The organism is Empedobacter sp. UBA5036, assembly GCF_002415215.1.
In the GTDB taxonomy this organism is placed as follows: Bacteria; Bacteroidota; Bacteroidia; order Flavobacteriales; family Weeksellaceae; genus Empedobacter; species Empedobacter falsenii_B.
In genome coordinates, this window is the sequence record NZ_DICC01000068.1 from 1 (window position 1) to 26359 (window position 26359).

Here is a 26359-nt window from a genome sequence, read left to right on the forward strand (position 1 = left end):
AACTATTGCATTTGGATCAAATGAGTGCTAATCGTTTAGATAATAACTTGGCTATTTAGTATCATCGAAAAGTAGAAGAAGGGAAAAATAAAATGTCGGTCGTAAACGCAGTCAGAAATAAAATAATTCACAGGAGTTATGCACTAATTAAAAATCAAAATATTTATAAAAATAACGTGGTTGTGTCATAGAAATCAGAATGACAAAATTTGTTGTTAAAAGTGACAACGAATTTGAATTAGAAAAAGGATTTTGAAAAACTATATTCATTCATTTTTTATTCATGAGTTATTAATTGTTTCAAATGAATATCTATAATTAAAATAGATTAAGCTATGAATAAAAAAGTGATAGAAAGATACTGCATTTAGAATGCTCAGGGAACGATTTCTTGGTGGCTGAGGTTCTCGAAGTCACATTTTACGATCTTTTCTTCTCGAGAGTTTGCTCTTTTCCCTTCGAGAGCCTAGGAACAGATTTTTCTTGGTGGCTGAGGTTCTTGAAGTCATACTTGCTCTAATTATTAGAACTAAACAATTTATTAAATCTAGTGTTCAATGTTTCAATATACGCTTGTTTAGTATCCTTATTTAAGAAACTAATCTCCACAAAATCGATCCATTTTAGTTTAATTTTGATGAATCTTTTGTAAATAGATTCTACTGATTTATTAGGTATTTTTAATGTTTTCGCTAACTGATTGAAATCTTCTATTTTTAATCTATTTTTTTTACCATTAATTGTTAATGCAGATTCTTCCTTATCATTGGGAATTAATAACAGCGTATTCAATAAATCGTAAGCTGGAGATAATTCGTATTCATTGAAATCATTTTCGATTAATGAATAGTTTTTAAGATGCATATCAGCATTTGCAGTCAAATAATTAAATAAAACAATTTCAAATAATTTTTGAGCTTCAAATCCACTATTTTTAGTTAGTTGATAGATTAATTTTCCGATTTTTTCTATTGAACCTCGATATTTATGTTCCGTTAAATTTTCAGTCAATTGACAAAAGTCTTCAACAGCAATTTTATCTTCATTTTTTCGATCAAATCGCTTTGTTAAATAAGCCAATTCACCTGAATTAAGCCGAATAAGTGTGTGTGTTGCTGTTTTTATTTTTACCAATTCCGCTAAATGCATGGTTAAGTCTTCATTTTCGGGTAAGTCGATATATTCTTTTGAAGCAGGTTTTAAAATATAATTTCCTTCAAGATCAACAATTGTAAATCTTGATTGTTTATTTATATCGCTTATAAGATTTAAAGATAATTTTGGCTGTACACCTGTAACTGCAACACTTTTTACAATCAACTCTTTTGCTAATTCTTCTAATTGTTTACTATCAAATTCAATTAGTGGAGGAGTAGTTGAACCAAATATTTTTTTAGAACATTTAGAATGAAAATCAGTTTCATTTTCTGCTAATTCTTTGTAACAACTAAGGCATTTTATCATAATTCTTCATTATTTGAAATGATAGAAACAGCTCCAATACAATCTTTGCAAAGGGTTAATAATAAACCAAAACGATCTTTAGAATTTAATTTCCAATTTTTTACTGCAATATTCAAAAGCCAACCTTCTGGTATTAATCCATCAAAAAAAGGAAATAAAATTTTACTTTCATACGAATCTTGTTGTTTTGGAAGCATTAAACTAATTGGTTTCGATTCCAAATTATTCAAATATTCTTGATCGTATTTAAAAATATAACCATTTTCATTTTCAGAAATTGTTCCTGCAAATAGATTTTTATAATAGACTAAACCTTTTCTCATTGCTCAATTTTATCAATTACACCAACTTCAGAACCAAATAAAGCTAAAACTTGATTAACTTTATCTAACCTTACAGAAGGTTTTCCTTGTTCTAGTTCACGAATAAATCTTAAACCAACTCCAGCTCTCTCAGCCAATTCAGGTTGTGTAAGTTTTAATCTTTTTCTTTTTTGTTTGATAAATTCTGCAATTGATTGATTCATATTATACCCTTTGAGGTATAAATATAGTCATAATTTTTATTTTATACCCAAAAAGGTATAATATTTATTTAAACGTAAGTATTATACCTTTTAGGGTACGATTATTTCTTTGTGGCTGAGGTTCTCGAAGTCACACTTTTACGATATTTTCCTTTTTAGAACTCAGGGAACGATCTTTTGGTGGCTGAATTTTTTGAAGATAAAATTCTATTCTCGATACAATTTTTCTTCATTATTATTTCGAAAAATCACTCGAACTGACGAATTTTAATTAAGACGTATAACAAATGGATATAAACTAAATTTTAACCATACTGAAAACCTTTTCTTCTTGATAGTTTGATCTTTTCCCTTCGAGAGCCTAGGAACAGGTTTTTCTTGGTGGCTGAGGTTCACGAAGCCACATTTTTACGATCTATTCCCTTCGCATGTTTGATTTTTTCCTTCTAAAACCTCAGTGACCATACTAAAAGCGAATTTGAATATTGGAAAAGAATGACGAAAACGGTATTAAAACACACACGTTAAGAAAATGGTTGAATGGAGCGTTTAAAAGGTTTTAGCCCGTAGGGTTTTTAAAATCTTTAGAGAAATGAGAACATATTTAGTAGAGAGTTTTACAGCCAAGTCTTTTTTCGTTAGTTTTTTTGACTATTCCCCGAAGGGCATATGAATACCTATAATTAAAATAGATAAGCTATGAATAAAAAAATGAAAGTAATAGATTTCTCGATACCTCAAATTAACAACGAGTTGAGGATCTGAACATAATTACGTGAATAAGAGAATAATTAGTAGTTCTTTATTTATTACTTTTTGCTTGATCAAAAAGTAATCAAAAAATCAAGACTGCGATTTTCGACGTTCAATTACCATTTTACGCACTAAAAAGATTAAATGATTCGCTATCGCTCACTAATCTTTTTTACGCTTGTTTCAATGGATTGAAGCTCGTCTGCAAATCGTAAGTCGACTCTAAAATCCGTTGATAAAAGTGATAACGAATCTGAATTAGAAAAAAGGATTAGAAAAATCCGACGATTTAGAATCGAAATGCAATTTAACTCTAAATTATTGGAATAAAAAAGTTGGAGTGTCTGAGTGAAGCGAGTTGCCAACTTTATGGAGATAATTTAGTTAGTTGAATTACCTGAGCCATTCCATGGCTCCTCCTCTTAATTTCAAATGTTTTTTTTGATGAACTTTCCCGAAGGGCATCTGAATACCTATAATTAAAATAGATAAGCTATGAATAAAAAAGTGATAGAAAGATTATTCTCGTTTTTCAAAACTACCTTCATTCATTTTTACCTTGACGCAAAAACGAACCAAAAACGTCAAGTCTGTGCCTACAAATCGGTCAATAACGGCTACTCACTAAATGCTTTAAATCATTCACATATAAAATGCGAACAGTAAATCATTTTTAACGTTCGCTACGCCGAATTGACACTCGACTCTTCAGCAATGACGTTTTTTTAATTCCTTATTAAAAGTAAATTTAAAACTTGAATATTGAAAAAGAAATTAAAAATCCGACGATTTAGTATCGAAATGACGAATTTTAGTTAAATTGTTCAGAATTACGAACAAAGGATCTAAAGTGTGTTCGAAAGAAAAAATAATAAATTTATAAACCAAACACTCTCTTAATTTTTAGAAAGAGGTGTCCAAATCATTTTGACAACGTACAGATTTTCATAAAACAAATGGAAAGCGAAATATTTCAATACATTGATATTTGGTACAACAGAAAAAGAAGACACAGCTCATTGAATTACAAAACAATTGAATAATTTAATAACTTAAATAATGTTTACAAAAATGTAGCTTAAATTTTACTGTACTTTTTATTTGCATAACCAGCTATCAAAATTTGCTTACATAAAACTGCAAATCTTCTATTAATATAAAAATCTTCAATAGCAAAAACCCTTATCAATATAAATTAACTGAGTCTTTCTTTGAAGATATTCAAAATCCTCTTGAACGAATTGTATTTAGTATCATGCTATTCTTAATTAAAACATTAAAAACTCAGATTCAATTTTATCAATCACTTTTTCAGGAATATTTTGTTTTTGACATAGGATTCTGAATTGATTAGTCGATTGTACGACTTCATCAATAATTCCGTTAGCATCTTTAATCGTGAATAAATCAGCTATTTTCAGTAAATCAGTTCGATTAATTTCAGTTCGTTTTCCATTAATAGACATCGCTCTTGAAATTCGAAGATAGTTTTTTAAAGCATCTAACGGATAGGTTAAATCATAGGCAGGAGCTAAATTCCAACGGTCTTTTTCTGTATCATAAATGAATGAGAAATTCTTTAAATGGTCATCAATATTAAAAAAAACAAGATTAAAAGCCATTCGTTTAAATAATTGCTGAATATTTTTGTGCGAAAGTTTCAAATCAAAGGCTAGTTTAAAAAGATTTTCATAAGACGAATTTTCAGGCTTTTTGAAATCCCACCCTGTCATTCCTGAAGCTGTCAAAATATGCTGTTTTTGTCCATTTTGACGATCAAATCGTAATGTTGCAAAATGTTTATCTTCAATTAATTTAGAAGGCATCATTTCAATTCCAATGGAAGTTGCAATTTGATAATAAATATATTCGATTTTTTCTTTTGAATAGCCTTGATCTTCGTCGATCGAAAGCTTGATTAAATAATGATTATATTCTTCAGAAGTTTCTAAATCACCAGGAATTAAATGTCCTGTAGATTTATTTTCCGAAACCAAAATTTTAGGTCGTGCACCGCCAGCTGAAGTTCCAATCTTGAAAATATTCAGTAAAGCAATATCACTTAATCCTTTTTCTTCGGTGGAAGTTTTTAAATCCAATACTTTTTTAACTACTTCTGTAATTTCATCGACATTAATTGTTTGATTGGATCTAATTTCTTTTGCAGGTGAAAATTCTATCGCTCCCATACCTCTTTTTCCTACGTAAGTAAGCTGTTCTAAAGGAGTGATTGAACTTATGTCTTTTTGAGTCGCTTCAAGCCATTCCTTAAAGACAATATTACCGAAAAAATCAGGTAAAGAATCAGCAATCATAGGTGGTAAACCACGAAATGTTTCTCCCTCAAATTCAGAAAACACTTGTACATTAGGTGTTCTACGAATGACGTAAGGAAATATTTTTTTATAGATGTTATTCTCCAAAAAATCAGGATTATATTGGAATGAAGATTTCCTTTGGTTTTCGTCATAACCAATTTTACCAATTTCAATTCCATGAAAATTGATTGAAATGATTTGATTCTTTGCCATAATTAATACATGGATTGATTATTATCTAAATTTTCAATTTTATCTGAAACGAATTGATTGATTGATTTCATTTCGTCAAAATACTGTAATACTTTCAAAAGAGTTTCGATTGTAGGATTCTCTCCATTTTCAAGTTTAGCAATTGTTAAACGAGAAAGCGCTAATTCATCAGCTAATTCTTGTTGTGTTAAGTGTTCTGCTTTTCGCATTTTCTTACACCATTCACCAATTGAATTTTTTACATCTTTTATTGTTGTGAAATCTAACATAAATGTATATTATAATAATCAAATGTACGAATTTTAGACAAAATATATAATAATGTATACATTTTGTTTGTATTAAACCTGTCGTACTTCATGACTTCGTAGGCTTTAAATATAATTATTTTAGTTTAGATTTTAGTATTCCATAAGGTGTTTTTCCTTTAAATGAACCATGTGGACTATCGAAATTATAAAATTTTTCCCATTGTTCTAATTTTTGATTTAGATCGACATCATCTGTGTAACTTAAAAGTTGATAAAACTCTTTTTTATCAGTCAAATGAGATCGTTCAACTTTCCCATTTAACTGAGGTGTACCCACTTTTATAAATCGGTGTCTGATTCCTAAATCTTGAACATGCCAATGAAACTTTGATTGAAATTCGTGTCCATTATCTGTTTGAATTGTATTAATTCTAAAAGGGAATTTTTCTACAACATAATTTATGAATTCAATTGAACTTAATTGATTATGTTTTTCAGAGATTTTAAGTGCTCTAATTCGTGTAGCATCATCAATCGCTGTGTATTGAAATCGTTTGATTTCAGTGCCATTTGAATCATGAAAAATCAGAAATTTAACATCAACTTGTACCTGATGACCAGGTGTTTCTTTTTCATACTTGATACTATGCATGGCTCTTCTAGTCACCTTTCTGTCTAATCGACCTACATTATTACGCTTTAGAATACGATAAACACTTGATTCCGATATCAAAATATCATGATAACGTTCTAGATACCATTTAATTCGCCAAGTCCCTAATTTATGTTCTTTTCGAAGTTCTAATACTTTATTTACAATCTCTTGCTTAATTTGGTTAGGAAAAGTATGAGGAGTTGGTTTCTTTCTGAGTAAACCTTCTTCTCCATGTTCTTCATATGCTTTTTTTCATTTATAAAATGTACTCTTTTTAACACCATAAAAATTATAAGCTATAGTGTTATTTCCATATTCTTTAGCATATTTTAGAACTTGTAATTTTTTAATATAAGTTAAATAAGTTTGGATTTCTTTGGTCTTTTTCATAATCATAAGGCTATATTAGTTTTTTACTAATTTAGTCTACGATGATCTGACGTACCCACAATTTGAAAGTGTCTTCTCCTTTTTGAAGTAATGGTGGAAGACTTGTTTATGTTTTAGTGTTTCGGTCAAATGATTTTGGATTGTAAATATTGTCTTCAAATTCTTTCAGTAAACCAATTGTGCAACGATAAACAAATTAATCACCGCATAACTTGCGGAGAATATTCAAATATTTACCGCAAAACAGTTATAACAAGTTTTCAATAACCTTTTGCAAAGAGAAAATAATTGAATATTCATATAAAAATGTCCGTTATTTCAGTCGTTTTAATTATATTTGTATGAAATAACGGACATTTATGAAAAAACAAATTGTTTTACCTCGTTATAAAGATACCTTATCACAAATGGGTGAGCAAATAAAACTTGCCCGTAAACGTCGCAAATTAACAGCGGTACAAGTCGCTGAAAGAGCAGATATTTCCAGATCCACTTTAAATCTCATCGAAAAAGGAGAGCCAAGTGTAGCGATGGGAGCTTATTTCAATGTGCTTCGGGTTTTAGGCTTACAAGATGATTTTTTAAAGTTAGCAGCAGACGACACACTTGGTCGTAAACTACAAGATTTAGAGATATTATAGGATGGCAGTACAGAAAACAGATATATATGTTTATGCTGATTGGCAAGATTTAGAAAGTCCAATACTAATGGGCGTATTATCGGCCTATCAAGCCAAGGGACGAAAAGCATTCAGCTTTTCGTATGATAATCTATGGTTAAAATCTGGACATCATCATCAGTTAGATCCCAATTTACATTTATTTGCAGGGCCACAATTTGCTAATGATAAAGAAAACTTTGGACTCTTTCTAGACAGTATGCCTGATACTTGGGGACGTACCTTAATGAAAAGACGTGAAGCTCAACTCGCTAAAATAAAAGGTGAAAAAGCGAAAACATTATATGATATTGATTTCTTATTAGGTGTCTATGACGAAACACGTATGGGGGCGTTGCGTTTTAAACTAGATCCAAAATCTGACTTTTTGGATAATGATACCGAAAAGGCTACGCCACCATGGTCTACTGTAAGAGAACTTCAACAAGCTGTCGTTCATTACGAAAATGATACCGATAATGAAGCGATAAACAAATGGTTACAACTATTAATAGCTCCTGGTTCTTCTTTGGGTGGAGCTCGTCCAAAAGCTAATATTTTAGATGAGCATAAACATCCATGGATTGCTAAATTTCCATCTAAGAATGACACTATTGATAAAGCTAGTTGGGAATATTTAGCGTATCAATTAGCGATAAAAGCAGGGATAAATATGTCGGAATGTAAAATAGAAAAGATTAATGGTCCGTATCATACTTTTTTTACTAAACGATTTGATCGTGAAGGAAGTAATAGAATTCATTTCGCATCGGCAATGACCATGACAGGAAATAACGAAGAAACCATAAAAAATCAGCCTGCCAGTTATTTAGATATTGTGGAGTTCATCCAATCGAATGGAGCTAACATCAATGAAAATTTAACCCAATTATGGCGTAGAATCATTTTTAATATTGCGATATCCAATACTGATGATCATTTACGAAATCATGGATTTATTTTAACGAAAGAAGGTTGGGTTTTATCACCTGCTTATGATTTAAATCCATCCATTGATAAAGATGGTTTAGCCTTGAATATTGATATGGATAATAATGCGTTAGATTTTGAATTAGCGAAAAGTGTTGGTGAGTATTTTCGATTAACGACTACAGAAATGGATCAAATAATCGATGAAGTAACTTCTGTAGTTAAGAATTGGCAGGATATCGCTAAACAAATTGGAATTTCAAGAGCTGAACAAGAACTAATGGCAAGTGCTTTTAAATATTAGTTGCAATTAATAAAATAAAAAACCATTACAAAAAAGCACTAACGTCTTGTTTTGGCGTTTAAAAGGATTAATATTGTAATGTTTACAATAATGAATATACAAAAGATAAATTTTATCTTTAAAAAGAAATAAAGACAATGACAAATACAGCCCAAAGAGCAGAACTACAAGCTAAAATCTGGAAAATTGCCAACGAAGTACGTGGCTCAGTAGATGGATGGGATTTCAAACACTTTGTGTTAGGAACATTATTCTATCGTTTTATTAGTGAAAACTTTACTAATTATATTGAAGGTGGTGACGAAAGTGTAAACTATGCAAAATTAGCAGACGACATCATCACACCAGAAATTAAAGATGACGCCATCAAAACAAAAGGATACTTCATTTATCCAAGTCAATTGTTTTGTAATGTAGTCGATAAAGCACACAAAAATTCAAACTTAAATACAGATCTAAAGGCGATATTTACAGATATTGAAAACTCAGCAAATGGATACGAGTCTGAACAAGATATCAAAGGATTATTTGCAGATTTCGATACAACAAGTACACGTTTAGGAAATACCGTAGAAGATAAAAACAAACGTTTAGCTGCAATTTTAAAAGGAGTTGCCGAGTTAAATTTTGGTAGTTTCGAAGAAAGCCAAATCGACTTATTTGGGGATGCTTACGAATTCTTAATTTCTAACTATGCAGCCAATGCAGGAAAATCTGGAGGTGAATTCTTTACACCTCAAAATGTATCGAAATTGATTGCGCAATTAGCGATGCACAAACAAACTACGGTGAACAAAATCTACGATCCTGCTGCTGGTTCGGGTTCTTTGTTATTACAAGCTAAAAAACATTTCGATAACCACATTATCGAAGATGGATTCTTTGGACAAGAAATCAATCATACAACCTACAACTTAGCACGTATGAATATGTTTTTGCACAATGTCAATTACGATAAATTCAACATCCAATTAGGAGATACATTAACCGATCCTCATTTTATCGACGATAAACCATTCGATGCCATTGTATCTAATCCACCTTATTCGGTAAATTGGGTAGGTTCAGATGATCCAACGTTAATTAACGACGACCGTTTTGCACCTGCAGGAGTTTTAGCACCAAAATCAAAAGCAGATTTTGCCTTTGTCTTACATGCCTTAAATTATTTATCAAGTAAAGGGCGTGCAGCCATTGTATGTTTTCCTGGTATTTTCTACCGTGGTGGAGCAGAACAAAAAATCAGAAAATATTTAATAAAAGAAAATTTTGTAGAAACAGTAATCAGTTTACCTGCAAATTTATTCTTTGGAACTTCTATTGGCGTAAATATCTTAGTTTTATCAAAACACAAATCTGAGTACAAAACACAATTTATCGATGCGACAGGTGAGGACTTCTACAAGAAAGTAACCAACAACAATATGTTAGAGGATGTACATATCGAGAAGATTATGCAGTTGTTTGATGCGAAAGAAAATGTAAAACATGTTGCAGTAACCATAGAGAATAAGATAATTGAAGAAAACGATTATAACCTTTCGGTAAGTTCGTATGTAGAAGCGGTAGATACACGCGAAGTGATAGACATTGAAGTGTTAAATACTGAGTTAGCTGAAACTGTGAACAACATTTCATCTTTACGTGCAGCGATTGATCATCTTGTAAAAGAAATCGAAGGATGAGTGAAATAATTTTATATACTGCAGAAGATGGACAAACTAAAATTAATGTCCAATTGGATGACGATACAATTTGGTTAACGCAAAAACAATTGGTTGAATTATACCAAACTTCAAAATCAACAGTAAGTGAACATATTAAGAATATTTTTACAGAAGAAGAACTGATTGCAGAAGCAACTGTTCGGAAAATCCGAACAGTTCAAATAGAAGGTAATCGTGAAGTTTCTCGTGAACTGGATTATTACAATCTTGATATGATTATTGCTTTGGGGTATAGAATAAACTCGAAGATTGCTACAGGCTTTCGTCAATGGGCAACCAATCGGCTGAAAGAATACATCGTAAAAGGGTTCACGATGGATGATGAACGCATGAAAAATCTTGGTGGAGGCAATTATTGGAAAGAACTTTTAGATCGTATTCGTGATATCCGTTCAAGTGAAAAGGTAATGTACCGCCAAATATTAGATTTGTACGCTACAGCAACCGATTACGACCCAAAAAGTGATGCAAGTGTAACTTTTTTCAAAATTGTACAAAACAAATTGCATTATGCTGCTCATGGGCATACTGCAAGCGAAGTTATCTATATGCGTGTAGATAGCGATAAGCCTTTTGTTGGATTAACCAATTTTAAAGGCGATGAGCCTACACAAGCTGAAGCGATGATTGCTAAAAATTTTTTAGAAGAAAAAGAATTACGTGTATTAAATAACTTGGTAGCAGCCTATTTTGATTTAGCCGAATTAAATGCTATTGAAGAGCGCCCAATGCGTATGAACGACTACATCCGTGAGTTAGATAATATACTGAATTCGACAGGACGCAAAGTTTTAGATAATGCAGGGAGTATCTCTAATGCTGCAATGAAAGAGAAAGCAACCTTAGAATACAAAAAATACAAAGCCAAAACCCTTAGCAATGTGGAAAGTGAATACCTAAAAACCATTACAATCTTAGAAAAACAAGCTAAAGCAGGCGATAAACAGGCTAAAGCAAATAACAAAAAAGGAGGGAAATCATGAGCAAATTAGAAGAGTTATTACAAGGGGTTGATGTAGAATGGAAAGCCATAAATGATATTATCAAGGTGATAACTGCTCCATGTAAGGTAAAGAAAGAAATTTATAAACCTATAGGTAAAACTCCAATTATTGACCAAGGTAAAGAATATATCGCAGGCTATACAGATGAAAATTTTGAAACTGTAATTGCAGATGAATACATACTATTTGGTGATCATTCTGAACATATAAAATATGTTAATTTCTCTTTTATTCAAGGTGCTGATGGTCTTAAGATATTAAAAATAAAAAAGGATTTTCCTAAATATATTTATTATTGCTTCCTTAATTTTTATAATAAAGAATATAGTTATAAAAGACATTGGACTAATGCTAAAAACACTTTAATCCCAATCCCTTGTCCAGATAATCCAGAAAAATCTCTTGAAATCCAACAAGAAATTGTTCGTGTTTTAGATGAATTAACTTCGTTAACCAACCAATTAACAACCGAATTAGAAACCGAACGCCAAAACCGTAAAAAACAATTTGAGTTCTTCCGTGAGCAGTTGTTTAGGTTTGAAGGTAAGGAATTGGAGTGGAACAAATTAGGCAGTGTAGCGGATGTTACTAAACTTGCAGGGTATGAATTTACAAAGCACATTAAATATAGTGATGAGGGAAATATTATCGCTCTGAGGGGATTAAACGTAAAAGGAACACTTGACCTTACAAATGTTAAATATATTGATGGAAGTGAGTTCACAAAACTAAGTAGAAGTAAATTATATATAAATGATATGTTATTTACTTATGTAGGTACTATTGGAGAAATAGCGTTGATTAATGAAAATGATAAATATTACTTAGCACCCAATGTATCAAGAATAAGATTTGAAAATTCAAAATTGCTTCCATCATTTATGTTTTACTATTTTAAGACAGATTTCTTTGTAAGAAATCAGATAAATAAATATTTATCCAACTCTTCTATGAAAAATTTGACTATGGAAAATATAAGAAAATTTATGGTTCCAATCCCACCATTAGAAGAACAAGAACGCATTGTAAAACTCTTAGATCAATTCGATGCCACGCATACAGCTATCGAGGAAGAAATTACAAAAGAAATTAAACTAAGAACCCAACAATACGAATATTACAGAGAAAAGTTATTAAGCTTCCCGTCATTGCGAACAACGTGAAGCAATCCAGAAAAGCAACCCCAAACCAGTAAACCAAAATGAAAAAAGGAGGTGTAGTCTATATTATGGCAAACAAAAGAAACGGTACTCTATACACAGGCGTAACAGCCGATCTAAAAAGACGTGTATACGAGCATAAAACAAAATATAATCCCGAATCTTTTACGGCAAAATATAACTGCACAATCTTAGTTTATTACAAAAGCTTCCATTCAATTGAAGACGCAATAACAGAGGAAAAAAGAATAAAAGCAGGTAACCGAAAAAATAAATTAAAACAAATAGAAACACTCAACCCAAATTGGATTGACTTATGGGATGAAATTAATGAATGGTAACTCCACGTCATTGCGAGCAAAGCGAAGCAATCCAGCAAACAACGCAAGCAAAGCAATTCAGTCATTGTTCTCCGTCATCGCGAGTATAACCAACGTCATTGCGAACAACGTGAAGCAATCCAGCAAACAACGCAAGCAAAGCAATTCAGTCATTGCTCACCGTCATCGCGAGTATAACCAACGTCATTACGAGCAAAGCGAAGCAATCCAGCAAACAACGCAAGCAAAGCAATCCAGTCATTGCTCACCGTCATTGCGAGCAAAGCGAAGCAATCCAGAAAAAACGCAACATATTGCTCACGTCATTACGAGCAATGCAATTTAGAAAGTGAAACAAATTAGAATCTAAACCATTCAACCCATTAACAGCTACTTAGAATAACATAAGATGTACAAAACGATTGCAGAATCCAACAATTACATTGTATTGGACAAATACACCAAATTCTACGAATTAAACGAGGCTCCAGTGGCTTATCAATCAGAAGCTGCCTTAGAAAAAGAATTCATCCAAGATTTAATTAATCTTGGATACGAGAATCCGACACATCTCAAATCAACGGAAGCTATGTTAGTCAATGTGCGTACACAATTACAAGCATTGAATAATATGGTATTTACCGATAACGAATGGGCGCGTTTCCTTGTAGAATATTTAGATAAACCAAGTGATAGTTTAGTCGATAAATCGCGTAAACTTCACGATAACCACATCTACGATTTTGTATTTGATGATGGACACATACAAAACATCTATTTAGTCGATAAAGAGAATATTACGCGTAATAAAGTACAGGTTATCTCACAGGTCGAACAAACAGGTTCGCACGCCAATCGTTACGATGTAACAATTCTGGTCAACGGATTACCGATGATTCAAGTAGAGCTGAAGAAACGTGGTGTAGCCATTCGTGAAGCGTTTAATCAAGTCCATCGTTATTCCAAAGAGAGCTTTAATTCAGATAATTCGCTATTCAAATACTTGCAGTTGTTTGTCATTTCGAATGGAACAGATACACGTTATTTTGCCAATACCGTTACGCGTAACAAAAACAGTTACGATTTCACGATGAATTGGGCAAAAGCAGATAATACCTTAATCAAAGATTTAAAGGATTTTACAGCAACTTTTTTTCAAAAAAACACGTTATTAAATGTCTTACTAACGTATACGGTTTTAGATATTAAAGATACATTATTGGTCATGCGACCTTATCAGATTGCAGCAACCGAACGTATTTTATGGAAAATTAAAAGTGCTTATCAAACAAAGAAATGGTCTACATTAGAAAGTGGTGGGTACATTTGGCATACTACCGGTTCAGGGAAAACCTTAACCAGTTTCAAAGCTGCTCGTTTAGCGACTAAATTAGATTTTATCGATAAAGTATTTTTCGTGGTGGATCGTAAGGATTTAGACTTTCAAACCATGAAAGAATATCAAAAGTTTTCTCCTGATAGTGTTAATGGTTCAAATAGTACAGCAGGTTTAAAACGAAACATAGATAAAGACGACAACAAAATTATTGTAACAACCATTCAGAAGTTAAACAACTTAATGAAAGGCGATCAAGAGTTGGATATTTACAATAAACAAGTTGTTTTCATATTTGATGAAGCCCACCGTTCTCAATTTGGTGAAGCCCAAAAAAATCTGCAAAAGAAATTCAAAAAATATTACCAATTCGGATTTACAGGAACACCAATTTTCCCAGAAAATGCCTTAGGTGCAGAAACCACAGCAAGTGTTTTTGGTTCAGAATTACACGCGTATGTCATTACAGATGCCATCAGAGATGAAAAGGTTTTAAAATTCAAAGTGGATTACCACAATGTTAAACCTCAATTCAAAGGGGTTGAGACAGAAATAGATGAAAAGAAATTGAATGCAGAAGATGCGAAGAAAGCCTTTCTGCATCCTGCACGTATCAGCGAAATTTCTAAATACATTTTACAAAATTACCGCATTAAAACACACCGTACAAAAGGCGGAAATAACGGTTTCAATGCGATGTTTGCCGTGAGTAGCGTAGAAGCAGCTAAACATTATTACGAAGAATTAAATCGTCAGCAAATAGACAGCGATCAACCGTTGAAGATTGCGACGATCTTTTCTTTTGCAGCGAACGAAGAACAATCAGCAATTGGAGAAATCATAGACGAATCATTCGAGCCTTCTGCTTTAAACAGTACAGCAAAAGAATTCTTAACGAAAGCCATCAACGATTACAACAAGATGTTCAAAACAAGTTATGGTGTAGATAGTGATGAGTTTCAAAATTATTACCGTGATCTTTCAGAAAGAGTAAAAAACAAAGAAATCGACTTACTAATCGTTGTCGGTATGTTTTTAACTGGATTTGACGCACCAAAATTAAATACCTTATTCGTTGATAAAAACTTACGTTACCATGGTTTAATTCAAGCATTTTCGCGTACCAATCGTATCTTAGATGCAACGAAATCTTTTGGAAATATTGTTACGTTCCGTGATTTGGAACAAGCAACGATTGATGCCATCACATTATTTGGAAATAAAAACACGAAGAATGTTGTTTTAGAGAAAAGCTACAAAGAATATTTAGAAGGTTTTACAGATGTTTCAACAGGTGATGCACGTAGAGGATTTATTGAAGTGGTCAACGAATTAAATACAAAATTCCCAAATCCTGATCAAATTGAAAAAGAAAAGGATAAAAAAGAGTTTACAAAATTATTCGGTGAATACTTACGCGTTGAAAATATCTTACAAAACTATGATGAATTCACAAGTCTAAAAGCCTTACAAAACATTGACCAAAGCGATGCAGCTGCTGTAGAAGAATTCAAAGAAATGTACCATGTTTCGGATGATGATTTAACAGTGATGCAAAAGATTCAGTTGTTACCACAGCGAACAGAGCAGGATTATCGTTCGACGTATAATGATATTCGTGATTGGTTAAGAAAAGAAAAAGAAGGGAAACAACCAGAAGATGGTGAAATCGATTGGGATGATGTGGTTTTTGAAGTTGATTTATTAAAATCTCAAGAGATTAATTTAGATTACATCTTAGAATTAATCTTCGAGCACAACAAAAAAACAAAAAACAAAGCCGAATTAGTTGAAGAAATAAGTCGAGTAATTCGTGCAAGTATTGGGAATAGAGGAAAAGAATCTTTAGTTGTAGATTTTATCAATGAAACAGATTTAGATACTATTCCAGATAAAGCAACGGTTATTGATTCGTTCTTTAAGTATGCGCAAGTCAAACAAAAAGAAGAAGCAACCCAATTAATCACAGAAGAAAACTTAAACGAAGAAGCTACAAAACGCTACATCGAATCTTCTTTAAAACGGGAATACGCAAGTTCTAACGGTACTGAATTAAACGCCATTTTACCCAAAATGAGTCCGTTAAATCCACAATATCTTACAAAAAAGCAAACTGTTTTTCAAAAAATAAGTGCCTTTATTGATAAGTTTAAGGGAGTGGGTGGAAGATTGTAATTAATTCCACTTAAATATGTAATATTAATCCTCGACGCTGAAGTTGGGGATTTTTTAATTTATAATAAAGTTTAGGAGAAATATTTTCCAAACAAAAGATGTTTCTATTATGAAAATATTTGTAATAATTTTTTATATAAAAAATAAATTTTTTTTTGAAAAAGAGAGATATCTATTTGTTATTAACTATTTTAATATCAAATAATTAACAACTTGTTGATAATCTTTTTAATTTTTAAGATTATGAAATTTTTAATTGTGAAATCTTATCTTAATTTTGGAAGACAACTAAGGTAAATATTAAATAAATGAAAACATAATATAAAAAATGGAGGAGAATTTATTGCATAAAAAAACTCGGAATTGTTTGCCGACGTACCGAGTTTACTTTTGTAATGATTTTCTTAATAATCGAAATCTCTTTAAGAAATATTGATATTCTATGAATCAAAAATAGAACTTTAAATAAGTTTTTAATATAAAACTTAATAGATAATTTCTATAATTCAAATATTTCTTTTCGAATACTACAAATCCAATCCTGATTTGCTTCACGTGGGATAATTATTAAATAATTATTAATAAAAATTTTAGCTAATGGCTACAAACAGAATACCGGGTGATAATCGCCGCCACGGAGCAGTTAAACAACGCTCACAAGTTTTTAACCCTAAAACAAGTCAATGGGTTAAAAGAGATATAAATACAGGGAAATTTATGGATGTTAAACAAGATGGTACACCATTCAAAGGAGTAAGAAAAGAGAAGTAATATTATGAAAACATCAGAAACCTTTCAAGAGTTTATATCAAATATTAAAATTCCTCAAGATAAAGCAGATACTATTTCCTACAGATATGGTCGTATAACAAAATCTTTGAATGAATTTTATAGAGATATAGATTCCAAAACTGCAAATAGTCTGCAAGTAGGTTCTTACGGAAGATATACAGGTATCAAAGGTATATCGGATTTGGATATGTTATACATAATGCCCAATTCTAAGTGGGATGATTATAATAAAAAAGGAGGGCAATCAAAACTATTACAAGATACAAAAACTGCGATATCGAATACTTATTCCTCATCAGATATTAAAGTTGATAGATGTGTTGTAACTGTTAATTTTTCGGACGGTACTCATATTGACGTTCAGCCCCGCTTTTGGCAATACCTTGTTAGCGGTTCGTTGTTCTTATTTCATCTCGTTTGACGGATTATTTTTTTCGTCATATTTTTAATTTAGTTTCCAGATTACACTTTTTATAATTTACACATTACAGGTGCTTCTTGTGTAGATATACAAAGCCATTTTGATTTTTCCTTCTTGTAAATGTTAGTCACCCAAATTTCTGTATCGTAAGGTTTGTTCAAATATTTTCCGACATTTCTACCTCGTGAAATTACCAAAGCTGTATTGTCAAAAACTTTCACAAGTATTACTTCCTTTTTCATTGAATAATGTTGCAGCCTTCCCTCCTTTATGGTTTTGATAAAGTCATCTTTGCGAACTATTCCAATGCTCGGTTCAAGGATTGTCCAATTGTCTGCAAGAAGTTCTGACAGTTTGCTAATATCGTTTATTTCAAATGCCGAATTTAGGTTGTCATCAAGTTCCTGAAAATTCAATTTTATTTCATTGTCTGTCATTTGTCATTCATTTTCTATTTGTCTTAATGTTCCATTTTTATCTTTCCATTGGTTTCTGTCTGTAATTGAGTTGTTCTACAACAATGAATAATATTATGTTTGATGTCGTTACTTTCATTTTATGTAGTGTGTCTGTTTACAATGACCGCTAACGGAAAAAGTATTGGCGAAGTGCGGGCTTAAATTGAACGAAAGTTCAAGTTCAGACCAACCGTAGCCAATATTTTTTCAATGAAACTAAGTTAAACAAAAATGTGAAATTGGAAAATATTGGCGGCTAAATATTACAAATTGTTCAACTTAGACTTTAACCCCGCATTTTGCCAATACAATGTTAGGCGATGTTTTTTTAATATGAATCTTTAAAAGGTGAGCTTTTCACGATTAATTCAGAGTTATAATTTTTTCTGAAATAATATTTATGGTTTTGTATTTCACTTGTTGTTAAGGGGCTACGTGTACAAATTACATAAGATTTTTTTTGAGAATTTTTAATATTTTTACTTAGTTTTTTGATTGTAGCTTTAATTTGATTTAATGCATGTTCTATATCTTGTCCTTTTAATTCAATAAAAAATTCAATTTCATTTGCAATATGTAAAAAATCACATCTTATTGATTCATCATCAATTTCACATCCATCAACTTTAACCGTTTCTGAATCTACTAAATTTTTATTTTCAAGAGTTAATTTACTTCTGTTTTCTTCAAAAACAAATAATTTTTGTTTTGACTTAGATCTACATTTCATGCGAATTCAATATTTAATAATTTATCAAATTGGAGTGAAATATCTTCTGAAACTGAATCTAAAATTGTAGATGAAATTAGATTAGTCTCATTATCCATTAAGTATCTCTTCTCATTATTTCTTAGTGAATACACGCTAAACAATTCTGTATTTAATTTTTCTTTAGGTGAAACTACTAAATTAACTTCATTTGAAAATTTTTCTGATGTATTGGATAAATTTCCAGCATATATCAAATTATTGAATGAAGACAAAATATAAGGACTATGCGTTGTAATAAAAATTTGAAAATTTCTATTTTCATTATTAAAGGTGCGTGCAAGTAATTCAACAATTTTCTTTTGTGCAGTTGGAAATAAATGAGCTTCTGGTTCTTCAATGTATAGTGTAAAACCTCCACCTGCTGAACCAATATAATTTAAAGTCTTTAAGATAATCATTAAAGGCAATGTCTCTTGTTGTCCTGAAGATGCGTTTGTCAAATTCACTTTTCGATTGTCTGAGTGAATTAAAAAATCTTTTTCTTTTTCTCTAAAATAATTACTATTTAATATTTGAGAAATTAAATCATCAAATTCCTTATCTTTTCTTTCAGTTTTATCTTGAACAATATCGTTATAAAATCTTTTTAGATTTTCATAAAATGAGCCAAATTCAATTAAAAATGGATCAAGTGTTCTATTTTCACTTAAAAAAGAGAATATTGTACTTTGAATATTTGCAAAAAAACTTCGTCCAGCAGGAATGAAAAATTGTTGATAAGTCGACTCATGACCAAGCTCATCTTGAATACATTTTGTAACTTTTTGACTTATTTCTCGATGAAGTCTAAAATTTGAAATTTTACCTTCTTGGAGAAGCTTACTTTTTTCGGTCGTATATATTTTTTTCCCTTTCGAAAGTAATTTTTTCAAATTTTCTGAATATTCAAATTTAAGCTTATTATCTATTTTTTCAACGATAATAAAGGTTAAATCATTTTCATACTTTATCAAAAATTTTTCTTTTGGCCATGATTCACGTGGAAAGAAAGTTATAAAAGTTTCTTTATGATTCTTGTCTAAATCACGTTTTGATTCTTCATTTTCTATATTTTTTATAATTTCATTAATGAAGTTTTTAAAAAAGTATAGAAGTTTAACAGTAATACTTTTACCAGAGCCTTGAGGTCCAATAAGTATATTTATGGACTTAAATTCAAAATCCATTTTTTTTATTCCACCAAAATTTTCAATATATATTTTTTCCACTTTTTTATTTCAAAGTTACAATTTTTATAAAATATCGCCTAACATTGTTTTTTCACGAAACTGATCTAGCTTTTGTTTCGTAAAAAATCAACTATATCCGCATTTCGTAAAATTAAAAACAAATATAATTATTTTTTTGTAAATTAGACACTTACTAAAACAAAATTCATGTATCACGAAGTAATTTGATGTAAAATGTAATAATGAATGTATGGATAGCGAAACAATTCTAAAAACGTTGCAAAATCGATTAAAATTACAACGATATGCAAACAATACCATAAAATCGTATTGTGGTTACGCTCAAGTTTTCTTAGAGCAGATGGAAAAATACAATAGATTAGATGAAATTCCTATTTCAGAAATCGAATTGTTTATCAATACAAAAGTAACTCAAGAAAATATCAGTGTTTCCTATCAACGTTCTTTGGTTGGGGCAATTAAAAAAGTATTTGAATTAGTTGAAAATCAGAAAATCGAATTAAATTATCTTTATCCGAAACGAAAAGTTAATAAATTACCAACTTTCTTTTCTCAAGAAGAAGTACGAAATTTATTAAATGCAACAGAAAATTTAAAACATAAAGCTATTCTTACCATAATCTATAGCTGTGGATTGCGACTAAGCGAATTGATAAATTTAAAAATTGCAGATATAAAATCGGAAAGTGATTTACTTCTTATTCGTCAAAGTAAAGGTAACAAAGATCGAATAGTAGCTTTGCCAGATAAACTTTTGTTATTATTGAGAGAATATTATAAGGTTTATCAACCTAAAGACTTTTTGTTTGAAGGGGCTAAAGGGAATCAATACAGCGAAAGGAGCGTCCAATTAATTTTAAAAAATGCTATGAGTAAAGCTGGTGTTTTATCAAAAGGCAGCGTACATACTTTAAGACATTCATATGCTACTCATCTTATAAAAAGTGGAATTGATGTACGTGTAGTTCAAGAATTATTAGGTCATAACGACATTAGAACTACCATGATTTATACGCACATTACAGATATTGATAAAAAATCGACACCAAGTCCTTTAGATTTTTTGTGATAATTTGTAAAATCTAACACATTATTTTATCTCAACAATCTTCACCACCTCACTTTTCAATACTTTAGTGCCTGCCTCATTATAAGTTTGCTCTACAGTCACTTTAATTTTATCATATTTAGGAGTTGGAAAATCTAACAATTCTCCAATGTTTTTATATCCAAATGCTTTTGCCAAAAGAGTTATGTGACGGGTGCTATATTTATGTCGCTGTGTATAAGATTCAACATTACTAACAAAGCTTCTAGCAACCCCCATTTTTAGGCTTAGTTCATCTTTAGTTATCCTATTAACTTTTCTGAGATTTTTCACATGATTAATTAAATCAAAATCAAATTGTGTAGTTTCAAATTCGAATATTTTATTCATTTAACTAAAAATAATCACCCAACATATTGGGTTTTAATTAAAATTGTTTATATTTGTATAAGCGAATTGATAATTAGACTTTTAATAGTCATAATTAAAACGATGAATCTCGAATCGAAACGACCAATTTTACCTCGAGAGTTTCGTGAAATCGCTCCATGTCTCAAAAGTTTTGTACTTTCGTAATACGGCATGGGCGGTTTTCACATATGCTTTAGGGGTAACTTTTAAACTTTCGAGTTTATAAGCTGGGTTTGGTCGCCCACGGTACTAAAGTGTGAAGCCGCCTTGCTTTTTTTGCAAGTATATCTTCATACACGAGAAACATCGTTCCATAAAACCCAACACAAAATGAGAACGAAACAATTTCAATTCATCCGTAAAAAACCTCCAGACAAAGTCTGTTCGTTTTTTCCATTCTTTTAAAGAACAATTCTCCGTTTTATAACATTTAACGGAACGTAAAGAAAAGGTTCCCCTTTCTTTACTCGCTCTCTATCAGAGCCTCGGTAATGAGACTTTGACAGCTAGGTTATACTTTTATTTTTCGCACATTAAAAGTAAACCCTTTATTGCCATTTTCCAAATTTATTGGGGCTACTACCTGTTTTAAGTTGTAAGTAATGAGTTATAAGTAATAAGTTAAATGTATGATGTACAGATTAGATGTTAGTTGTTTGAGTGGAATCTAAATCAAATATATAGGATGCGATTCTGAGACAAGTCAAGAATGACAAAACTCATTGTAGAAAGTGAATTTGAATATTGAAAAAGGAATTAAAAAAATGTCATATGATTTGGAGGCGAGTGTCAAAAAGTTGAAAGGCATGGTTAAAATGTTTTACTGTTTGCGTAGCAAATGATTTAAAATATTGAATGGCTAAAACTAATTTTGACCGTCGAAAATCAAAGACAAGTTTTTTTTCGTTAGTTTTTTTGACTGTTCCCCGAAGGGCATATGAATACCAATAATTAAAATAGATATTCAATGAATAAAAAAAGTGACAAAAGATTTCTCGAAATGACAGAATATTAGAGAAATAATGTGTTAAAAAGTGTTAAATTCCTGTATCGGTGTATATCCAAAATGACACTTTTCTGTATCGGTTGTGTATCCGCGCTGTATCCATTCTGTATCCATTGTATATGCGTTCCGTATGGTTTGTTCGGTGTTCGTGTATCGGTGTTGAGTTGTAAAATGTACAAATTAGATGTTAGATATGAGAAATTAGATGTTAGAATTGTAGGATGCGATTCTTAGACAAGCTTAGAATGACAGCGAGATGGTAAGCTCTGATTAATACTCATGTGATAAAAAGAATTTTACATTCATTTTTGTCTTGACACAAAAACGAACCAAAAAAGTCAAGACTGCGATTTTCGACGTTCAATTACCATCTCACGCACTAAAAAGATTAAATGATTCGCTACCGCTCACTAATCTTTTTTACGTTTGTTTCAATGGATTGAAACTCGTCTGCAAATCGTATGTCGACTCTAAAATATGTTGTTAAAAGTAAATTTGAATATTGAAAACGGATGAAAAACCGGCATTAAAACTCTCACGTTAAGAAAATGATTGAATGCAGCGTTAAAAAGGTTTTAGCCCGTAGGGTTTGTAAAATCTTTTGTGAAAGGAGAACATTTTTAATAAAGAGGTTTACGGCCTTGACTTTTTGGTTACTTTTTAGTCAAGTAAAAAGCGACAAAAGATTTCTCGATACCTCGAAATGACATATTGAATGCGATTCTGAGACAAGCTCAGAATGACAGCTAAATGATAAGCTTTGATGAGTATCATATGATAAAAAGAATTTTACTTTCATTTTTTTTCTTGATAAAAAAAACGAAACAAAAAAAATCAAGACTGCGATTTTCGACGTTCAATTACCATTTCACGCACTAAAAAGATTAAATGATTCGCTATCGCTCACTAATCTTTTTTACGCTTGTTTCAATGAATTGAAGCTCGTCTACAAATCGTATGTCGACTCTAAAATTCTTTGTTATAAGTGAATTTGAATATAATAAGAATAAAAATGTAGAACTTAATACGTATCACGTAAAACTAAAAAAATAACGTAAAACGTTAAGCGTAGAGCGTAAAACATAACAAAAAACCCCTTTCCCAAGAACAAAGTTGGCGCGATGTACAGGAAAAGGAGTGGCTTTTAAAACTAATGTTGAATTTAAAAAACGATGTTAAAACGTAGAACGTCAAACGTATCACGTAAAACATAATTAAAACCACCTTTATTATGCTAGAAAAAGAATTTGAATTATTAAAAAAAGGCAATTCTACTGCTTTCGAACGTATTTATGTCAGATATAATAAACGCATATTTTGGTTTGGAAAACAAATAATTAAGGACGAATTTGTTGTGGAATGTTTGGTTCAAGATGTGTTTCTGAAACTTTGGGAATATCGAGAGAAGATGGAATCTCCTGATCATATCTTTTTCTTTTTGAGACTTGTCATGAAATACAGTTGTTATTCGCATTATGCTAAACCGAAGAATAAGTTTTTTAGAACCGTGAGCTCTCTAGAAAGTTATGAGAATTATCAAAGTTATTTGGCTGGATATGAACCCGCTGATAATATTCAAAACCTAATCGACCATGATAGGCAACAGCACTATTATGAGGAAATTATAAAAGTGTTACCCCTATTAAGTGATGAAAGAAAGCATTTGATTGAACTCTGTTTAAAACATGGATTTCAATACAAAGCGATTGCCAATGCAATGGGAAGAGGAATAACTGAAACAAGTAACGAAATTAAACATGCTATAGCGGATCTTAAGATGATTTTAAATCACCAAGACAAGTTAGTTATTAAAACCAAAACAGTCTCTACTGTAGAGAAACAAAATCAAATAAGCGAAACACAATCGTTGATTTTAAAACTTCGATGCGAGCGTAAACAATCTTTTGCAAATATCGCTGAAGAATTACAACTATCTCAAAAAGAAGTACACAATGAATTTATAGTCGCCTATAAATTTACTCAACAAAATAAAGTTAAATTCTTAAACTATTGATGATGGAAAAATCTACTTTAATACTTACTCGAAAAATACAGTTAATCGTCGATTTACCAACCCAAGAAGAACGTAAAGAGGCATTTGATAAGCTTTATAGATGGCGAAACAGATGTTTTAGAGCTGCTAATTTGATCGTTTCTCATTTATATATACAAGGAATGGTGAAAGAGTTTTTGTATCTCTCAGAAGGGATTGTACCCAAGTTGGTTGATGAAAAGAAAGATGAAGCAGGAATCTTACAACGTTCGCGAATAAATACCACTTATCATGTGATATCAAATCGTTTTAAGGGTGAAATTCCGATGAATATATTATCGTGTTTAAATAATAGGCTCCACAGTACGTTTAACAAAGATTACCAAGAATATTGGAGAGGAGAAGCTTCTTTAAAAAACTTCAAACGAGATATGGCATTTCCTTTTGGAGCAGAAAGTATTAGTAAATTATCTTATCATCCCGAGAAAAAAAGTTTTTGTTTTCGGTTGTTTCAACTTCCATTCAAAACCTATTTAGGAAAAGATTTTACAGGCAACAAAAAACTATTGGAACAAGTAGTAAATGGTGAAGTTAAACTTTGTACGTCGCAAATAAAAATAGAAAAAGGTAAAATATTTTGGTTAGCTGTTGTTGAAATTGAAAAAGAAAATCATCAATTACAACCCGAAACTATTGCAGAAGCTTCTTTATCATTAGAATATCCATTGGTTGTAAAAGTAGGTAAATCTAGACTTTCTATCGGAACCAAAGAAGAGTTTTTGTATAGAAGATTAGCGATACAAGCCTCCCGTAAACGAACGCAAGTAGGAGTAGCCTATGCGAAATCGGGCAAAGGAAGAACTAGAAAACTAAAAGCGCTAGAAAAAATGAGTCAATTAGAACGTAATTACGTACATAATCGATTACATGTTTACAGTCGAAAGCTAATTGATTTTTGCATCAATAATAAAGCAGGAACACTTATATTATTGGATCAAGAAGAAAGGATGGAGCTAGCCAAAGAAGAAGAATTTGTATTGAGGAATTGGAGTTATTATGAACTGATGACTAAAATAAAATACAAAGCTGATAAAGCAGGAATAGAGCTTATTATAGCATAAATTATAATTTTTGAGGGTGATTGTACACCCATAAGGTGAGGTTGATTACGAACACTCACTAAATGTAAACAACATATACAACGGCTCACTTATTGTTCTTTCATCAATAGATAATGGCATGAAATTGCAATAGATTAAAAAGTATGTTTTTTCAAATGTTTTTATACAAAAAACAATTCGAAGATTAAAAAAATAAACTTGGCTACAACTCCTACGTTAGCTTTGGAAATTAATTTGAACATTATAAAAATTTTGTTTGTCTATGTTTAACCTTGACTGGGTAAATAATAGAAATTTAAATCTTAAAACACTATAATTTTGAGGGTGATTGTACACCCATAAGGTGAGGTTGGTAATAAACACTCACTAAATGTAAATTACATAAACAACGCGTGGGTTCACTTACTTTCATCAATAATTAATAGCAGATACTCTTTGATGTTAAAAGCAAGATAATGAGAACGTATATTTGTCTGAAATTCGTATTTCGGAATTTGAGTTCGTTTACAGAAAAGTGAATTTAAATGTTGGTAAAACATAGTTCATCTATATATATTCAACTTTAAATAAAAAATTTAATAGAGGTTTAATCTTCAAAACTTCCTTGTATAGTACAATTTAGGATTAAGATCAATTGGTGTATAACTATAATAGGATTTATTTAAAAACATGTATAGTTATATTAGGACGGTCAACTTGCTAGATACTCCCAACATAAAGGCAGGATAAAGGCAGGATAAAGGCAACATAATGGCTGTAGAATGTATGTAAAAGATTTTTGTAGTTCAGGTGATTTAGAATAGTTGTTTTTTTACACCTTAAAACATTCGAATGCGAAACGTTAAAATTGATATTTTCCAAATTTATTAGGATTATATTACTTGTTAGTTAGATTTTAGACGTTAGATATGAGAATTATAAAAAGTAGAGGTTGAATTAAAACGATTGAAGTCAAGGTATTT

Annotated in this window: 22 protein-coding genes and 1 pseudogene; 13 read left to right on the forward strand and 10 right to left on the reverse strand. The window is 31.0% G+C overall.

What is annotated here, in order from left to right; genetic code table 11:
* Positions 1-516: 516 nt before the first annotated feature.
* The 3 genes from B4J88_RS12770 to B4J88_RS12780 are packed head-to-tail and all read right to left on the reverse strand — an operon-like array spanning position 517 to position 1990.
* Entirely contained in the window at positions 517-1464 is a 948-nt protein-coding gene (locus tag B4J88_RS12770) for a HipA domain-containing protein (RefSeq protein WP_280035698.1), read from the reverse strand.
* Positions 1461-1787, reverse strand: a complete 327-nt coding sequence (locus B4J88_RS12775; protein WP_114999432.1) for a HipA N-terminal domain-containing protein — start codon at positions 1785-1787, stop codon at positions 1461-1463. The genes B4J88_RS12770 and B4J88_RS12775 overlap by 4 nt, the downstream gene beginning before the upstream one ends.
* Entirely contained in the window at positions 1784-1990 is a 207-nt protein-coding gene (locus tag B4J88_RS12780) for a helix-turn-helix transcriptional regulator (protein ID WP_114999434.1), read from the reverse strand. Before B4J88_RS12780 ends, B4J88_RS12775 begins: the two co-directional genes overlap by 4 nt.
* 1709 nt (positions 1991-3699) lie before the next feature.
* Between B4J88_RS12780 and B4J88_RS15175 the strand changes: the two genes are divergently transcribed.
* Positions 3700-3786 carry a hypothetical protein gene (locus B4J88_RS15175; RefSeq protein ID WP_349679320.1) on the forward strand — a complete coding sequence of 29 codons (87 nt, stop codon included), beginning with the start codon at positions 3700-3702 and terminating at the stop codon, positions 3784-3786.
* Between the two features lie 225 nt (positions 3787-4011).
* Here the strand turns inward: B4J88_RS15175 and B4J88_RS12785 are convergent, their stop codons facing one another.
* The 3 genes and pseudogenes from B4J88_RS12785 to B4J88_RS12795 form a co-directional block, all read right to left on the reverse strand.
* On the reverse strand, positions 4012-5274 hold the full coding sequence (locus tag B4J88_RS12785) for a type II toxin-antitoxin system HipA family toxin (protein ID WP_291062422.1): 1263 nt from the start codon (positions 5272-5274) through the stop codon (positions 4012-4014).
* A 2-nt stretch (positions 5275-5276) separates the two neighbouring features.
* Positions 5277-5543 carry a helix-turn-helix transcriptional regulator gene (locus B4J88_RS12790; RefSeq protein ID WP_114999438.1) on the reverse strand — a complete coding sequence of 89 codons (267 nt, stop codon included), beginning with the start codon at positions 5541-5543 and terminating at the stop codon, positions 5277-5279.
* Positions 5544-5658: 115 nt separating this feature from the next.
* A pseudogene (locus B4J88_RS12795) lies at positions 5659-6570 on the reverse strand (IS481 family transposase).
* A gap of 359 nt (positions 6571-6929) precedes the next feature.
* Here B4J88_RS12795 and B4J88_RS12800 point away from each other — a divergent pair.
* The 9 genes from B4J88_RS12800 to B4J88_RS12840 all read left to right on the forward strand — a co-directional run bounded on the left by B4J88_RS12800 (position 6930) and on the right by B4J88_RS12840 (position 17398).
* Positions 6930-7211, forward strand: coding sequence for a helix-turn-helix domain-containing protein (locus B4J88_RS12800; protein WP_114999439.1), 282 nt, complete (start codon positions 6930-6932; stop codon positions 7209-7211).
* Position 7212: 1 nt separating this feature from the next.
* Entirely contained in the window at positions 7213-8463 is a 1251-nt protein-coding gene (locus B4J88_RS12805) for a type II toxin-antitoxin system HipA family toxin (RefSeq protein WP_114999441.1), read from the forward strand.
* 137 nt (positions 8464-8600) lie between these two features.
* Positions 8601-10148 (forward strand): type I restriction-modification system subunit M, encoded by a 1548-nt coding sequence (locus B4J88_RS12810; RefSeq protein ID WP_291067788.1) that lies wholly within the window; start codon positions 8601-8603, stop codon positions 10146-10148.
* Positions 10145-11173, forward strand: a complete 1029-nt coding sequence (locus B4J88_RS12815) for a virulence RhuM family protein (RefSeq protein ID WP_291067789.1) — start codon at positions 10145-10147, stop codon at positions 11171-11173. The genes B4J88_RS12810 and B4J88_RS12815 overlap by 4 nt, the downstream gene beginning before the upstream one ends.
* Positions 11170-12357 (forward strand): restriction endonuclease subunit S, encoded by a 1188-nt coding sequence (locus B4J88_RS12820; RefSeq protein WP_291067790.1) that lies wholly within the window; start codon positions 11170-11172, stop codon positions 12355-12357. The genes B4J88_RS12815 and B4J88_RS12820 overlap by 4 nt, the downstream gene beginning before the upstream one ends.
* Before the next feature lie 38 nt (positions 12358-12395).
* Complete coding sequence (locus B4J88_RS12825; RefSeq protein WP_291049589.1) at positions 12396-12695, forward strand: GIY-YIG nuclease family protein; 300 nt, start codon at positions 12396-12398, stop codon at positions 12693-12695.
* A gap of 388 nt (positions 12696-13083) precedes the next feature.
* Complete coding sequence (locus tag B4J88_RS12830; protein WP_291067791.1) at positions 13084-16185, forward strand: type I restriction endonuclease subunit R; 3102 nt, start codon at positions 13084-13086, stop codon at positions 16183-16185.
* A 597-nt stretch (positions 16186-16782) separates the two neighbouring features.
* Positions 16783-16956 (forward strand): hypothetical protein, encoded by a 174-nt coding sequence (locus tag B4J88_RS12835; RefSeq protein ID WP_181816283.1) that lies wholly within the window; start codon positions 16783-16785, stop codon positions 16954-16956.
* A 4-nt stretch (positions 16957-16960) separates the two neighbouring features.
* On the forward strand, positions 16961-17398 hold the full coding sequence (locus B4J88_RS12840) for an SMODS domain-containing nucleotidyltransferase (RefSeq protein ID WP_291067792.1): 438 nt from the start codon (positions 16961-16963) through the stop codon (positions 17396-17398).
* A gap of 50 nt (positions 17399-17448) precedes the next feature.
* On the opposite strand, the gene B4J88_RS12845 is transcribed toward B4J88_RS12840, so the two are convergent.
* The 3 genes from B4J88_RS12845 to B4J88_RS12855 all read right to left on the reverse strand — a co-directional run bounded on the left by B4J88_RS12845 (position 17449) and on the right by B4J88_RS12855 (position 19836).
* Positions 17449-17835 carry a nuclear transport factor 2 family protein gene (locus tag B4J88_RS12845; RefSeq protein ID WP_291067793.1) on the reverse strand — a complete coding sequence of 129 codons (387 nt, stop codon included), beginning with the start codon at positions 17833-17835 and terminating at the stop codon, positions 17449-17451.
* Between the two features lie 349 nt (positions 17836-18184).
* Positions 18185-18586 (reverse strand): hypothetical protein, encoded by a 402-nt coding sequence (locus B4J88_RS12850; RefSeq protein WP_291067794.1) that lies wholly within the window; start codon positions 18584-18586, stop codon positions 18185-18187.
* The gene (locus B4J88_RS12855) at positions 18583-19836 is read right to left on the reverse strand and encodes an AAA family ATPase (protein WP_291067795.1); all 1254 of its coding nucleotides are present in this window, start codon (positions 19834-19836) and stop codon (positions 18583-18585) included. Before B4J88_RS12855 ends, B4J88_RS12850 begins: the two co-directional genes overlap by 4 nt.
* A gap of 211 nt (positions 19837-20047) precedes the next feature.
* Between B4J88_RS12855 and B4J88_RS12860 the strand changes: the two genes are divergently transcribed.
* Complete coding sequence (locus B4J88_RS12860; protein WP_291046846.1) at positions 20048-20887, forward strand: tyrosine-type recombinase/integrase; 840 nt, start codon at positions 20048-20050, stop codon at positions 20885-20887.
* Between the two features lie 21 nt (positions 20888-20908).
* Here the strand turns inward: B4J88_RS12860 and B4J88_RS12865 are convergent, their stop codons facing one another.
* Entirely contained in the window at positions 20909-21256 is a 348-nt protein-coding gene (locus B4J88_RS12865; protein ID WP_291046845.1) for a helix-turn-helix domain-containing protein, read from the reverse strand.
* 2258 nt (positions 21257-23514) lie between these two features.
* On the opposite strand from B4J88_RS12865, the gene B4J88_RS12870 reads away from it, so the two are divergent.
* Positions 23515-24297: an RNA polymerase sigma factor gene (locus tag B4J88_RS12870; RefSeq protein ID WP_114999456.1), complete on the forward strand. Its 783-nt coding sequence runs from the start codon at positions 23515-23517 to the stop codon at positions 24295-24297.
* Positions 24298-24299: 2 nt separating this feature from the next.
* Positions 24300-25397 carry a hypothetical protein gene (locus tag B4J88_RS12875; protein WP_291067796.1) on the forward strand — a complete coding sequence of 366 codons (1098 nt, stop codon included), beginning with the start codon at positions 24300-24302 and terminating at the stop codon, positions 25395-25397.
* The last annotated feature ends 962 nt before the right edge of the window (positions 25398-26359 follow it).